Below are 14,239 nucleotides of genomic sequence, written 5' to 3'. Positions count from 1 at the left end.
CGAGGAAGGGGCCGCAAGGGTCATCCCTTGGTGGCTCCCGCCGTCAGGCCGCCGATGAGCTGGCGTTCGGCCACGGAGTAGAACGCGAGCGCGGGTACCATCGCGAGCACCACGTAGGCGAGCACGCGAGCGGTGTCCGAGGAGTACTGGCCGTTGAACTGCTGGACGCCGAGCGGCAGCGTCCACAGACCGGGGTCGTTCAGGATGACCAGCGGCAGGAAGAAGTTGTTCCAGCTGCCGACGATGGCGAGCACCGACACCGTGGCGAGCGCGGGCCTCGCCATCGGGAGCAGGATCCTCCAGAAGAACCCGAAGCTGCTGCACCCGTCGATGGTGGCGGCCTCCTCCACCTCGCGCGGGATGGTGCGGAAGAACGACCGCAGCACGATGATGGTGACCGGCAGGCCGAACGCCGCCTGCGGCAGGATCACGCCGAGCGGGTTGTCCAGCAGCCCCATGTAGCGCAGCAGGACGAACAGCGGCAAGGTGGCCACCGCGAACGGGAACATCAGCCCGACGGTGAACAGCAGGAACCAGAACTCCCTGCCGCGGAAGGCGAATCTGGCGAACACGAACGACGCCATGGCCGCGAGCCCGACGACGATGACGGTGGTGGCCATCGCGATGAAGACGCTGTTCCACACCTGCTGCCAGAACGACCCCGAGAAGATGACCTCGGTGTAGTTCCCCGGCTGCCACGGGTCCGGCAGGCCGAAGGGGTTGGTGGACAGCTGCGCGGTGGTCTTGAACCCGCCGATGAGGCCGAACAGCAGCGGGATGACGACGATCGCGCCGATCACGATGGCGATCGTGTGCAGGGAGACCGCCTTGACGACCTTCCGCCGGCTCGTCCTGGCGGGCCGCGCGTGGCGGCGGCCGTCGAGGGTGGCCGTCATCGCTGGTCTCGCATGGTGGTGATGGCTCCTTCTGTGTCACGGCGCATGACGAAGCGCTGGTAGCCGAGCGCGAAGACCAGGCTGATGAGGAACATGGCGACGCTGATGGCGCTGGCGTAGCCGATCTGCGTGCGTTTGAAGCCGAACTGGAACATCGTGATGGCCATCGTCTCGGAGGAGTGGATCGGCCCTCCGGAGGTGAGCACCCAGACCAGGTCGAAGAGCTGGATCGTGCCGATGATCGACAGGAAGACGCTGATCCTGATGGTCGGCCCGAGCAGCGGCAGCGTGACGTAGCGGAACTGCTTCCAGCTCCCCGCGCCGTCGATGGCGGCGGCCTCGGTCAGCTCCTTGGGGATGCTCTGCCGGCCGGCCAAGTAGAGGATCATGTGGAAGCCGAAGTACTTCCACGTCATCACGATGAAGATCGAGTACATCACCGTGGACGGCTCGGCGAGCCAGGTGGACTGCAGCGAACCGAGACCGATGGCGTCGAGGATCTGGTTGGCCAGGCCCCCGTCCGGCGACAGGATCATGGTGAACAGCACGCCGGTGATGACCTCGGACAGGACGTACGGCGCGAAGAACAGCAGCCGGTAGAACGCTCGTCCCCGCATGCGCTGGTTGAGCAGCATGGCGAGGCCGAGGGACAGCGGCAACTGGATGAGCAGGGACATGACCAGCAGGAACAGGCCGCGTCCGAGGTCTCCCTTGAAGACGGGGTCCTCAAGGAGCCTGGTGTAGTTGTCCAGGCCGATGAACTGTGTCGGCAGGCCGCCGAGGCCGTTCCACTTGAAGAAGCTGGTGTAGCTCGCCAGCAGGATGGGAGCCAGCACCAGCAGGCAGAACAGCACCAGGGCCGGCAGCATGAACAACGTGATGGTGAGCAGGCCTTTGGTCTTGCGGCGGCGCGCCGTCGGCGCGGCCGGCGGGCTTCCCCTGCCCGGCGGGTTCGCCACGATCCCCCGTCGATCATCCGTCAGCGCCGGACGTGTCATCTCGCTCCTTCACGCGCGGGCCGCTCGCACCGGCCCGCGCGTCTCGTACGGCGTCACGGCCCCCGACGCGCACCCCGTGTGGCGGGGACGCGCCGGGAACCGCGCCGGCGCTGCTACTCGGACTTGGCGACCTGCGTGATGGAATCGGCGACCTGCTCAGGCGTCTTCTGGCCCGCGATGAGGGCCGCGACGCTGTCGTTGACCTCCTGGCCGACGGCCGGCGGGTACGCCTGGTCCAGGTAGAGCTGGAAGCCGGTCGCGGCGGCGAGCTGGTTGGCGACGATCGACAGGTTCGGGTCCTTGACCACGGACTCCTCACCCTTCAGGACCGGCAGTACCGCACCGGTCTCGACCTCCTGGCGGTGCTGCTCGGCGGAGGAGATGAACTTCAGGAAGTCGACGGCCGCCGGCGGCGCGTTGACGCCGACCGCGTAGCCGCCGCCACCGCCGAAGGCGTCACCGATGTTGCCCTTGCCGCCCTCGACGGCCGGGAACGGGAAGAAGCCGAGGTCCTCGCCGAGGCCCTTGCCGGAGTCCTTCTGCACGGTCGGGGCCCACTGGCCCATCAGCTCCATGGCGGCCTTGCCGTTGGACACCTGCGCGGCCTGGCCGTCCGTCGAGCCGTAGCCGGCGCCGAGGAAGCCCTTCTGGAACGGCTGGAGGTCGGCGAGCTCCTTGAGCTTGACCCCGGCCTGGATGAACTCGGGCTTGTTGAAGTCGTCGTCGACCGCGGCCTGCTGGAGCGCCGGGAGGCCCGCGATGCGCATCGCGAGGTAGGCCCAGTAGTAGTGGCCGGGCCACTTCTCCTTGCCGGCGAGCGCGATCGGGGTGGTGCCGGAGCCCTTGAGCTTCTTCACGGCGTCGATGAACGCGGTCCAGGTGGCCGGCGGCTCGGTGATGCCGGCCTTGTTGAAGAGCTTCTTGTTGTACCAGAAGCCGACCATGCCGATGTCGTGCGGCACGGCGTAGGTCTTGCTGTCGAACTGGTACGCCGACAGCGCCGCCGGGGTGAAGTCGGCGAGCCAGGTCGCGGCCTCGGAGGAGAGGTCCTTGACCAGGCCGGCGTCCACCTGCTGCTTCAGGACGCCGCCACCCCACGTCGTGAAGAGGTCCGGAGTCTTGCCGGACTGGGTAACCGTAGCGATTTTGGCCTTGAATGCCTCGTTCTCGATGGGTACGTTCTTAATCGTGACGTTGGGGTGTGCGGCCTGGTACTCCTTGACCTTCTTCACCCAGAACGACTTGAGCGGCTCGGTGGTGGAGATGTTCCACCACTCGACGGTGACCTTGGCGTCGGACGACGACGCAGGCGCGGCGCCGGTGTCGCCTCCTCCACCGCCACAGCCCGCCATGAACAGCGCGCTCGCGGCCAGTAAAACCACACCTCGCCGGCTCAACGACATCGCAGTGGTTCCCTTCTTGATCAACGGGAGGGGACCGCAGAAGAACTCCCGGCCACTCCCGCGAGTTTCTGAAACTTTCTTTGGCAACCCCGAATGTTTCGTGACCCGGAGAGTACGTAAACCGCGTGTAACGCGTCAATAGCCTGGCCGGAACCGTTACAGGAACCTGAACCCTCGTGGCTCGGGACTTGCGAAGTTGCACATGGTGCCCTACGCAGCCGCAACCGAAAGCTTTCGGATAAACTCCCTGGCATGTCAGTGAAGAGGCGGGTCACCATCGCCCTGATCGCCGAGCAGGCCGGGGTCTCGGTCCCGACCGTCTCAAAAGTCGTCAACGGGCGGCCCGAGGTCGCCCCCGATACCCGCCGGCGGGTGGAGCGCCTGCTTCACGAGCACGGCTACCGGCGCAGAACCGGTCAGGGCGACGGACCGGTCGGCCTGGTCGACCTGGTGTTCGCCGAGATTGAGAGCCCCTGGGCCATGGAGATCATCAGGGGTGCCGAGACGGCGGCGCGCGAGGCCGAGGCCGCCGTGGTCGTCTCGGTGCTGCACACCCACTCAGGACCCGGACGCGACTGGCTCGACCGCATCGCCGCGCGCCGCACCGACGGGGTGGTGCTCGTCGCCTCCCGGCTGACCCGGCGCCAGCACGGCCAGCTCCTCGCGCGCTCCATACCGTTCGTCATCGTGGACCCCGAAGGCGAGCCGGCCCCCGACGTCGCCTCCGTCGGCGCCACCAACTGGCACGGCGGGCTGGCCGCCACCCGGCACCTGCTGGAGCTCGGCCACCGCAGGATCGGCATGATCGGCGGCCCGCCGGAGATGCTGTGCAGCCGCGCGCGCATCGACGGCTACCGCGCGGCCCTGGAGACCGCGGGGGTGCCGGTCGACCCCGGGCTGATCCGGTACGGCGACTTCCTCGTCAACTCCGGCCACCTGTACGGCAAGGAGTTCCTGGAGCTGCCGGACCCGCCGACCGCCATCTTCGCCGGGAGCGACCTGCAGGCGTTCGGCGTGTTCGAGGCGGCCAGGCGCGCCGGGCTGCGGGTGCCGGACGATCTGAGCGTGGTCGGGTTCGACGACCTCCCCCTCGCGCGCTCGGCGTGGCCGCCGCTGACCACGGTGCGCCAGCCGCTGGAGGAGATGGCGGCGCTCGCCACCCGCATGGCGCTCGACATCTCGCGCGGCGAGACGCCGGAGACGCGGCGCGTGGAGCTGGCCACCGACCTCCTGATCAGAGACAGCACCACCGCACCGCGCCGGTGAGCAGCCGAAAGTTTCTGGACCCGCACCCGTAAGAGTGCGGGTCTTGACGCATGCCGCGATCCGTTCTAGGTTTCGGACGCGAAAACTCTCGTAATTCTGGAGAAAGTTTCGGGAGCGCGATGATCCGCGTCGCCATCGCCGGCACCGGGAGCGTCGCCGCCGCCTGTCACATGCCGGCGCTGGCTGCCGAGCGGCACCGCGTCCAGGTGGTGGCCGCCGTGGACGTCGACTCCGTGCGGGTGAAGGCGTTCTGCGGCGAACACGGCATCCCGCAGGCGTACTCCGGCCTCAACGAGATGCTCGCGCGCGAACGACCCGACATCGTCCACATCTGCACCCCTCCGCACGCGCACGCACGCCAGGTGGTCGACTGCCTGAAAGCCGGAGCGTGGGTGTGGTGCGAGAAGCCGCCGTGCCTGTCACTGGCGGAACACGACCGGATCACGGCGGCGGAGCGCGGCACCTTCGCCGCCGTGGTCTTCCAGCACCGCTTCGGCTCCGGCGCGCGCCACCTGCGCCGCCTGGTGGAGACCGGCGAGCTCGGCCGTCCCATGGTGGCGTTGTGCGTCACCGCCTGGCACCGAGACCGTTCCTACTACGCCGCGCCGTGGCGGGGACGCTGGGACACCGAAGGCGGCGGGCCGACCATGGGGCACGGCATCCACCAGATGGACCTCATGTTGTCGATGTTCGGCGACTGGGAGGAGATCAGGGCCATGGCCCGGCGGGTGGACCGGCCCGTCGAGACCGAGGACGTCTCGGTGGCCTCGGTGCGGTTCGCCAACGGCGCGATGGGCTCGGTGCTCAACAGCGTGCTCTCCCCGCGTGAGGAGAGCTACCTGCGGTTCGACTTCGACCGCGCCACCGTCGAGCTGCGGCACGTCAACGGGTACCACAACGACGACTGGACGTGCTCGCGGCCCGACCTGTGGCAGCCCCCCGACGACGTGGCGGGCTCGCACGCCGCGCAGCTCGCCGCGCTGCTCGACTCCTACGAACGCCGCGAACGGCCCGCGATGAGCGGCAAGGACAGCCGTGCCACGCTGGAGTTCGTCACCGGGCTGTACGCCGCCGCCTTCACCGGACGGCCGGTCCGCAGGTCGGACCTGACGATGGACAACCCGTTCTACCACCGGCTCGACGGCGGCACCACCCCGCTGACGGTCCGGCGACGGCCCGGCGTCCCGCTCAGGCGACCAGGCGGATGCGCCAGACCAGCAGGCCGCCGACGACCGACACCACGGCGGCGGTGAGGTACAGCACCGGGTAGCCGCCGAAGCCCGCCACGATCGGCCCGGCGATGACGGGGCTGATCACCTGCGGCCCCGTGCTCGCGATGTTGATCACACCGAGGTCCTTGGCCCGGCCCGCGGCGGCGGGGAGCACCTCGGTGACCAGCGCGCTGTCCACCGACAGGTAGATCCCGTACCCGACCCCCAGCAGCCCCGCGCCGACCATGATCACCGGCCATTCCGGCCAGAACGCCATAAGGGCCATCGGCATCGCGCTGACCACACCGGACACACAGACCAGGGCCCGGCGGCGGCCGAGCCGGTCGGACACCACGCCGGCGACCACCGTGGTGGCCACCACCGCGGCGGTGTAGATCAGGATGAGCACCAGCAGGCCGTCCTCGGCGCGGCTGCCGGGGTAGCGCCGCTCGTACCCCACGGCGTCGACGAGGAAGTACAGCAAGTACAGCAACGCCAGCGCGTTGCCGAGCATCATCAGAAAACGCGTCACCCAGGCCCACGCGAAGTCGGGGTGAGCGCGCGGGCTGATCCAGAAACCGCGCAGGAACTCCTTCACCTCGAACGGCGGCCGGTGCTCACGCGGCAGCCGCGGGTCGGAGGTGCTCAGCACGAACGGCAACGTGATCAGAGGGATCAGCACGGCGATCGCGAGGTACCCCGACCGCACGGTGGTGAACAGAACCGTGACCAGCACCACCGCGGTCACCACCCCGAGGACCTGCGGCACCCCGATCCACCCCGACACCGCGCCACGCTGGCTCACCGGCACGTGGTCCGGCACCCCCGCCGTGACCGACGCCTGCAGCGCGTTCAACCCCGCCTGCGTGACGCACCAGCCGACCGCCACCCCCCACACCGACCCCTGGAACGCCAGGAACGCCAGCCCCGCGGCCCCCGCGAACGCGCCGGCGAGCGTCCACGGATGCCTGCGACCGAACCTGCCGGTCGTCCGGTCCGACAACGCACCCGCCACCGGGTTGAACACCATGGCCACCGCCGCGCCGACCCCGGTGACCCACGCGAGCACCGCCTCCTTTCCCACCGGCGCCGCCGCCTCGATCTGCCGCGGCAGCAGGACCTGCAAGGGGCCGATGTACCCCATCCACAAGGCGAGGTTGACCAGCGAGATCAAGGTGACCCATCGCGCGCCGACCCGTTTGAACGGCTCGGCGAGCGCCTCGGGTAACTCGCGTGGCGGCGGCGGAACCGGGGGGGTGGTGGTCACCGGCGTGTCTCCCTCAGTGACGGCGGGAAATGCTGGCGATCGTAACGGCCCCGATCACGGCGAGGAACCCCCTGATCCCGGGGGTGACGATCTCCCCGGCGGCCGGCACGGGCTCCCCGGTCCGCGCGTCCGACAGGGACTGGTCGTCCACAGGCCGGGGTCACGGCGGGTGGTTTTCCACAGGCGGGGCCGCGGCGGGTCCGGGTGCGCGTCATCGGTGGCAGCATGGCAGCGTCACATGCAGTCGAAGGAAAGGTCGTACAACCGGTGAGGCGACTTCTCACTGTCCTGCTCGTCGCGTGCGCGGCGCTCGCCACAGTGGTCACCCCCGCCGTGGCGCACAACGTGCTGACCGGGAGCGACCCCAAGAACGGCGCCATGCTGAAGGAGCTTCCCGAGCGCGCGACGCTGACCTTCGACCAGCCGGTGCGTGCCGAGTTCGCCAAGCTGGCCCTGACCCTTCCCGGTGGCGCGGCCCTCCCGGTGACCGGCGTCGAGGTCCGCGGCAGCAAGGTGATCGCTCCGCTCCCCCCCGGCGGTCCCGCCGGCGCGTACGCCATCGGCTACCAGATCGTCTCCAACGACGGCCACCCGGTCACCGGCACCATCCGCTTCACCGTCGCCGGCCCCTCGTCCGCCACCGGCGCCACCTCTCCCCCGGACCGCACGGCGAGCCCGGCACCGGAGGTCGCGCCGGAGACGGCTTCCCCGGGCCCAGGTGACCCGGTGACCGGAGCCGCCGCGTCAGGCGTGCCGCAGAGCGGAGGCGGGTCGTGGGTCTGGGGGCTGCTGGTGGTGGCCCTCCTGGTGTCCGGCCTCGGCATCGCCGTCGTGGCGCGGCGGCCGCCGGCGAGTGGGGGACACGGCGCATGAGCATGGTGAGTGACAGTCCTCAGGTCGAGACCCCGCAGAGGCGACGCGTGAGCATGGTGAGGCACAGGTCCCAGGTCGAGCCCTCCCAGAGGCGACGCGTGAGCATGGTGAGGCACAGGTCCCAGGTCGAGCCCTCCCAGAGGCGACGCGTGAGCATGGTGCGGGACAGGTTCCAGGTCGAGACCACGGCCGGCGGGAGGCGATGCGCGTGAGCACGGTGGGGCAGGAGCTCGGTGTGGAGGCCGCGGCGGAGCCGGAAGTGGTGCGTGGCCGGCGGGGGCCGGTGGGGGCTCTGGCGGGTGGGGCCTTGCTGGCCGTGCTCGGGGCCACCTGGTGGACGTCGCCGGAGGCGGTGCCGGGGATCGCGGTGCCTCCGCCGCTGGTGGAGTACGGGTTGCCGGTGGCGCGGCTGGTGCTCGTGTTGTGCGCGCTGGCGGCGGTGGGGCTCAGTCTGCTGCCGAAGCTCGTGGGGTTCGACGAGCCCGAGCGGACCGAGAGGGTGCTGGGCCGGGCCAGGGAGTGGGCCGTGGTCGCGGCGTTCGGGTGGGCCGTCGCGGCGCTGGCCGCGATGGTGTTCGGCGCGGCGGAGGTCATGCCGGGTCAGGTTCCGGACCCCGGTGCGTACGTCGAGCTGATCGGGTCGGGTCAGGGGCTGGTGATCAGCGCGGCGTGCGCGCTGGTGTTCACGTTCTTCGCGCTGCTCGCGGTGCGTTTCGGCGAGAAGGTGCCGGCCGAGCTGCGCGTGCTGGTGGCCGGGTTCGGCCTGCTGCCGCTGCCGGTGAGCGGCCACGCGAGCAACTGGTACTGGCACGACCTGAGCATGGTCTCGATGGAGCTGCACGTCATCGGCGCGTCGGCGTGGACCGGCGGCCTCCTGGCGCTCGCCGTGCTGCTGGCGGGCCGGCGCGACCTGCTGGCCCGCGCGCTGCCGAGGTTCTCCCGGCTCGCCACGGCGGCCCTGGTCGTCGTCACCCTCTCCGGCCTGTTCAACGCGCTCGTGGAGCTCGCGCTCTCCCCCACCACGACCCTGCCGGGCTCGCTGCTCACCACGCACTACGGCCGGCTGGTGGTCCTCAAGACCCTCCTGGCCGCCGTCGTCGCCGTGGCAGGCGCGCACATCCGCTGGCGCCTGCTCCCCGCCGTCCGCTCCGGCCGCCCGGCCGCCTTCGCGGCGTGGGCCACCGTGGAACTCACCGTGATGGGCCTCGCCTACGGCGTCGCCGTGGCCCTCACCCGGGCCCCGGTCGCCTGACCCCGGCCCGGTCCACCTCGTCGTGAGACCGGGGACCGTACGGCCGGTGTCGGCCGGTCGCGGAGCCGGGGGTCATGGGCCGGTCACCAGGGCTTGTGCGGAGCCGGGGTCACGGGGTGACGGGGCCGGTCGCGGGGGCCGGTGCGGGGTCGGGGGCCGGGTCAGGGGCCGGGGTGCGCCTGCGGGTGGTTCTGGAGTGCCACCATTCGAAGGCGAGCCAGGCTGCGGCGACCGCGGCGGCGGTGGCCGGGGCCGAGGCCATCAGGAACGGGGGGGCCTCCAGGACGCGGTCCTGGAGGGTGAGGCCGCCGTAGACGCCGGCGGTGGTGAGTGCGGCGCCGAGCACCGGACGCAGGTACGTCCAGGGGATCAGGAAGGCCACGTCCACGCAGACGCCGGCGATCACCAGGAAGAACGGGACGGCCGACGGGGGGAAGCCGCCGAGCACCAGGAGCGGCCAGATGACGGCGCGGTAGGCGACGTACACGACGGCGACGGAGGTCGCGGTCCAGCGCAGGCCGACCAGCTTGCGCGCCGCGACGAGCACGAGAACGGCCGCGACGCCGTACCACACGGGGTACACCCAGTCGGGGACCGGCAGGGAGAACTTCTCCACCATGCCGCGGTCGACGGCGCGGCCCATCTGCTGCGCCGCGAAGTTGATGAGGCTCGGCTCGGCGTACGGCGACCCGCGGTCCCACGAGGCCAGCTCCAGGACGCCGTACTCCTGGTGCTCGCTCGGGAACAGCACGTTCTCCAGGAAGAACAGGAAGAACGCGCCGAGGACGACCGGACGGCTCCGGGTGCGCGGCGCGCTGACGTACCAGCCGCGGGCCACTCCGGCGATCATGAAGGCGGTCCCGACGTACAGCAGCATGTGGGACGGGCTCCACGAGGTGATGTCGAGCCCGTTCACCCGGTGGTTGATCAGGTCGAGCGGCACCGCGATGAGGAAGACCCCCGTGCCCCACTGGATCAGCCGCTGCGCGACCCGGTCCACGCCGTACCCGGTGTACCAGTGCACGATCGTGAGCACGACCACGATGGCCGTCCCCGCGCTGTTCAGCAGGTGCGGCGGCGCCAGATCGTCCCGCAGCCACTTGAAGTGCCACGACACGTCCCACGACGCGCCGAGCACCTTGAGCCCGAACGCGACGATCCACGCGGTGTACATCACCCGCACCAGGTCGGCGGGGGTCTCCCGGCCCGCCTCCCCCCGCGTCCAGTACGGAGTGGCCCACTCCACCGCCCTCGCGACCCTGCCCTTGCCGGACCCCGCCGCGGTCTCGAAACGCGTGCCTTCGCTCACGCGAAGAAATGATGCCGCTCCTGGCGCATGCTCCGCAATCAGGGACTTCCCTGATAACGGACCGTTCCCGTGCCACCGGTCCGGCGGTGTGGCGGCTCAGCGATCTCTCAGGTGGCGTCAGTAGGCTCGCGGCATGAAGCTCGTGGGGCGGTGGACGGCGGCGCTGGTCGTCGTGGTGGTGCTGGGGGTGGGGGGCTGGGCTCTGTGGCCGTCCGGCGGCGCCGGGGGTGGTCTGGAGGAGCGGATCGCGGTCGTCGACGGGCCGGGGGACGACCAGCGGGTCACGCTCGACGCGACGTTCTTCCCGCCGGCGGGTGGGGGGAAGGCCCCGGCGGTGCTGCTGGCGCACGGGTTCGGCGGCAGCAAGCGCAGTGTCCGCACCGAGGCCGAGTCGCTCGCCGCGCGCGGGTACGCGGTGCTCACCTGGTCGGCGCGGGGGTTCGGCGCCTCCACCGGCGAGATCGCGCTCAACTCCCCCGACTACGAGGTCAAGGACGTGCGCCAGCTCGTCGACTGGCTGGCGAAGCGGCCCGAGGTGCTGCTCGACGCGCCTGGCGACCCTCGTGTCGGCGCGGCCGGCGGCTCGTACGGCGGCGCGATATCCCTGATGGCGGCGGCGTACGACGCGCGGATCGACGCGCTCGTGCCGCAGATCACGTGGTACGACCTCGCCGACGCGCTGTTCCCCGACGCCTCGGGTCGCGGCCCGGAGAACGGCGTGTTCAAGCGCATGTGGGCCGCGCTGTTCTTCAGCCGCGCGAGCGACTCCCCTCTGGCCTCCGGCGGCGGCGGCCTGCTCGCGCCACCGGCCGGCGGCTCCTCGGACACGCGGCCCACGCCTGAGACCCCGGCGGAGGCGCCGGGAGGAGCCGGCGCGACCCCGGCGGCCTCCCCCGGTACCGGTTCCCCCGCCTCGCCTGGCGGGGACGCGGGACGGGAGGTTCAGTGCGGACGGTTCCTGCCGGCGATCTGTGACATCTATCTGCAGGTGGCGAGGACGGGACGGGCCACGCCTGAGGCGGTGCGGCTGCTGCGGGCCTCCAGCCCGGTGTCCGTGCCGGGCCGGATCCGGGTGCCGACCCTGCTCATCCAGGGGAAGCGGGACTCGTTGTTCCCCATCGCGCACGCGGACGCCAACGCACGGGCCATCGCGGCGACGGGTGCGCCGGTGGAGGTGGCGTGGTTCGACGGAGGTCACGACGGCGGGGACGGAGAGCCTGACTGGCTCGGTGAGCGGACGGCGGCGTGGTTCGACCGGTGGCTGAAGAAGGACGGCGGGGCCGCCGGGGAGGCGTTCACGGTGACGCGGGACGGCGGCCGGGATCCGGGGACGCGGCGGCCGGTCCTGGAGCACGCGACGGCCGCGACGTATCCGGGGCTCGCGGGGACCGCGGCGGTCCCGGTGCGGCTCGGCGGGGGTGAGCAGGCGGTGGCGACGCCGCCAGGCGGGTCGCCTGCCGCGCTGTCGTCGGTGCCGGGGCTCGGCGCGCTGCTGAGCGGCGCGACCGGCGCGGGGGCATCGCTGGACATGCCGGGCCAGGTCGCGGTGTTCGACTCGGCGCCGCTCGGCGGGTCGCTCCAGGTGACGGGGTCGCCGGTGGTGCGGCTGCGGGTGCGCGGCACCGGCGAGGTCTCGTTGTTCGCCAAGGTGTACGACGTCGGCGGGCCCCGGCCGCTGCTCCCGCAGGGGCTCGTGGCGCCGTTCCGGGTGACGGCCACCGAGGACGGCACGCCGGTCACGGTCGCACTGCCGGCGATCGACCATCGCCTGGCCCCCGGTCACCGGCTGCGGGTCGCGGTGAGCACCACCGACATGGGGTTCACCGCGGCCACCGACCCGGCGGTCCACCGCGTGTCGCTGGCGGACCCGGTGGTGACGGTCCCCACCGACCCGTCGCTGCGTCTCGCCAGAGGCGGCGTGAGCTGGACGGTCTGGGCCCTTCCCCTGGCCGCCGCCGTGGTGGCGGCGATCGTCGCGCTCACCGGCCGCCGCCGCGCGGCGAAGGGCCGTCCCGGCGACCCCGACGTGCCGCTGGAGATCACCGGGCTGACCAAGCGGTACCGGGACGGCGAGCTCGCCGTGGACGGCCTGTCGTTCCGGGTGGAGCGCGGCCAGGTGCTCGGCCTGCTCGGGCCGAACGGCGCGGGGAAGACGACCACGATGCGCATGCTGATGGGCCTCATCCACCCCGACGCCGGCGAGATCAAGGTGTTCGGCCACCCGGTCGCCCCGGGGGCCCCGGTGCTGTCCCGGCTCGGCTGTTTCGTCGAGGGGCCGGGTTTCCTGCCGCACCTGTCCGGCCGGGAGAACCTGCGCCTGTACTGGCGGGCCACCGGCCGTCCCGAGGCGGACGCGCACATGGAGGAGGCCCTGGAGATCGCCGGGCTCGGCGACGCGCTGGAGCGGGCCGTGCGCACGTACTCGCAGGGCATGCGGCAGCGGCTCGCCATCGCGCAGGCCATGCTGGGCCTGCCGGACCTGCTGGTGCTCGACGAGCCGACCAACGGGCTCGACCCGCCGCAGATCGCCGAGATGCGGCGGGTGCTGATCCGGTACGCGCGCGACGGCCGTACCGTGATCGTCTCCAGCCACCTGCTCGCCGAGGTGGAGCAGGTGTGCGACCACGTGGTGGTGATGCACCGCGGCCGGCTGGTCACCGCGGGCCGGGTGTCGGACCTGCTGGTGGGGGCCGCTCCGGCCAACGGCCACAAGGCACGCCTGGAAGAGGTCTTCCTCGACCTGATCCAGGAACGATCATGACACGCGCGGGAGAGACGATGACCGGGACGAGCGAGGTGAGCCCGGGGTACTCCCCCGGCCGCACGCTGCCGCTGCGGGTCGAGGTGGTGCGGCAGTTCAGGCGCCGCCGCACCATGGTGATGTTCGGCCTGCTGCTGGCGTTGCCGTGGATCCTCGTGGTGGCGTTCGCGCTCGGCCCCGCGCCGGCCAGGCCCGGCGGGTTCCGCCTGTCGGACCTCGCGACGCAGGGTGGCCTGAACTTCGCCGCGTTCGTGCTGTCGGTGTCGGCGTCCCTGCTGCTGGTCGTCGCGGTCGCGTTGTTCTGCGGCGACACCGTGGCGAGCGAGGCCAACTGGTCGTCGCTGCGTTACCTGCTGGCCGCGCCGGTGCCGCGCGGCAGGCTGCTGCGGCACAAACTGATCGTCGCGCTCGGCTACTCGGCGGTGGCGGTGATCGCGCTGCCGTTGATGGCGCTGCTGGCCGGCACGGTCGCCTTCGGGTGGAACGACGTCCAGCTCCCCGGCACCGGCGACGTGATCCCGGCCGCCGCCGTGCTGCCGCGGTTCGGCATCGTCATCGGGTACTCCCTGGTCAGCCAGCTCGTCGTGGCGGCGCTGGCGTTCCTGCTGTCGGTGAGCACCGACTCGCCGCTCGGCGCGGTCGGCGGCGCGGTGGGGCTGGTCATCGTCAGCAACATCCTGCAGGCGGTGGAGGCGCTCGGCGGGCTGCGCGAGTTCCTGCCGACGTTCTGGAACACCGCCTGGCTGGACGCTCTCGTGCCGGAGCTCGACTGGAGCGGCATGGTCAGGGGTGCGGCGCTCTCGGTGACGTACGCCGTGGTGCTCCTGGCCCTGGCGTTCCGCCGTTTCCGCAGCAAGGACGTCGTGTCCTGATCCCGTGATGCCTGCGGGACGGGAGTGATCCGATACTTTCTGTGAGATCCACGGGGGTTCACGGAACATCGGGGCCGATGTTCTGCAATGATCCTCTCGGTAAATCCTGTCGGATATCGAGCATGACGGAC

At 71.4% G+C, this 14,239-nt stretch carries 11 protein-coding genes; 6 read left to right on the top strand and 5 right to left on the bottom strand.

The features are described from left to right. Positions 1-20: 20 nt before the first annotated feature. The 3 genes from BJ992_RS10765 to BJ992_RS10755 all read right to left on the bottom strand — a co-directional run bounded on the left by BJ992_RS10765 (position 21) and on the right by BJ992_RS10755 (position 3,276). Complete coding sequence (locus BJ992_RS10765; protein ID WP_184980034.1) at positions 21-896, bottom strand: carbohydrate ABC transporter permease; 876 nt, start codon at positions 894-896, stop codon at positions 21-23. Next, positions 893-1,894, bottom strand: a complete 1,002-nt coding sequence (locus BJ992_RS10760) for a carbohydrate ABC transporter permease (protein WP_184980032.1) — start codon at positions 1,892-1,894, stop codon at positions 893-895. Before BJ992_RS10760 ends, BJ992_RS10765 begins: the two co-directional genes overlap by 4 nt. Positions 1,895-2,007: 113 nt before the next feature. Further along, entirely contained in the window at positions 2,008-3,276 is a 1,269-nt protein-coding gene (locus BJ992_RS10755) for an extracellular solute-binding protein (protein WP_343072594.1), read from the bottom strand. Between the two features lie 273 nt (positions 3,277-3,549). Here BJ992_RS10755 and BJ992_RS10750 point away from each other — a divergent pair, with 273 nt between their 5' ends. Both BJ992_RS10750 and BJ992_RS10745 read left to right on the top strand, forming a co-directional pair. Further along, a complete protein-coding gene (locus tag BJ992_RS10750) occupies positions 3,550-4,563 on the top strand; it encodes a LacI family DNA-binding transcriptional regulator (RefSeq protein WP_184980030.1) in 1,014 nt (337 codons plus the stop codon). A gap of 119 nt (positions 4,564-4,682) precedes the next feature. After that, positions 4,683-5,816, top strand: coding sequence for a Gfo/Idh/MocA family protein (locus BJ992_RS10745; protein WP_184980028.1), 1,134 nt, complete (start codon positions 4,683-4,685; stop codon positions 5,814-5,816). Here BJ992_RS10745 and BJ992_RS10740 read toward each other — a convergent pair. Then, on the bottom strand, positions 5,752-7,041 hold the full coding sequence (locus tag BJ992_RS10740) for an MFS transporter (protein WP_343072593.1): 1,290 nt from the start codon (positions 7,039-7,041) through the stop codon (positions 5,752-5,754). The two genes, BJ992_RS10745 and BJ992_RS10740, sit on opposite strands and share 65 nt — an antisense overlap. A gap of 267 nt (positions 7,042-7,308) precedes the next feature. On the opposite strand from BJ992_RS10740, the gene BJ992_RS10735 reads away from it, so the two are divergent. Then, entirely contained in the window at positions 7,309-7,914 is a 606-nt protein-coding gene (locus tag BJ992_RS10735; protein ID WP_184980026.1) for a copper resistance protein CopC, read from the top strand. A 208-nt stretch (positions 7,915-8,122) separates the two neighbouring features. Then, a complete protein-coding gene (locus tag BJ992_RS34230) occupies positions 8,123-9,166 on the top strand; it encodes a copper resistance D family protein (protein ID WP_343072592.1) in 1,044 nt (347 codons plus the stop codon). 109 nt (positions 9,167-9,275) lie between these two features. Here BJ992_RS34230 and BJ992_RS10725 read toward each other — a convergent pair whose 3' ends face one another. After that, positions 9,276-10,475, bottom strand: coding sequence for a hypothetical protein (locus BJ992_RS10725; RefSeq protein ID WP_184980022.1), 1,200 nt, complete (start codon positions 10,473-10,475; stop codon positions 9,276-9,278). Positions 10,476-10,608: 133 nt separating this feature from the next. Here BJ992_RS10725 and BJ992_RS10720 point away from each other — a divergent pair, with 133 nt between their 5' ends. Beyond that, entirely contained in the window at positions 10,609-13,236 is a 2,628-nt protein-coding gene (locus tag BJ992_RS10720; RefSeq protein WP_184980020.1) for an alpha/beta fold hydrolase, read from the top strand. Then, complete coding sequence (locus BJ992_RS10715; RefSeq protein WP_246496597.1) at positions 13,233-14,108, top strand: ABC transporter permease; 876 nt, start codon at positions 13,233-13,235, stop codon at positions 14,106-14,108. Before BJ992_RS10720 ends, BJ992_RS10715 begins: the two co-directional genes overlap by 4 nt. The last annotated feature ends 131 nt before the right edge of the window (positions 14,109-14,239 follow it).

Origin of the sequence: Sphaerisporangium rubeum (assembly GCF_014207705.1) — a bacterium.
GTDB lineage: Bacteria > Actinomycetota > Actinomycetes > Streptosporangiales > Streptosporangiaceae > Sphaerisporangium > Sphaerisporangium rubeum.
This window is presented reverse-complemented; position numbering and strand designations above follow the sequence as displayed.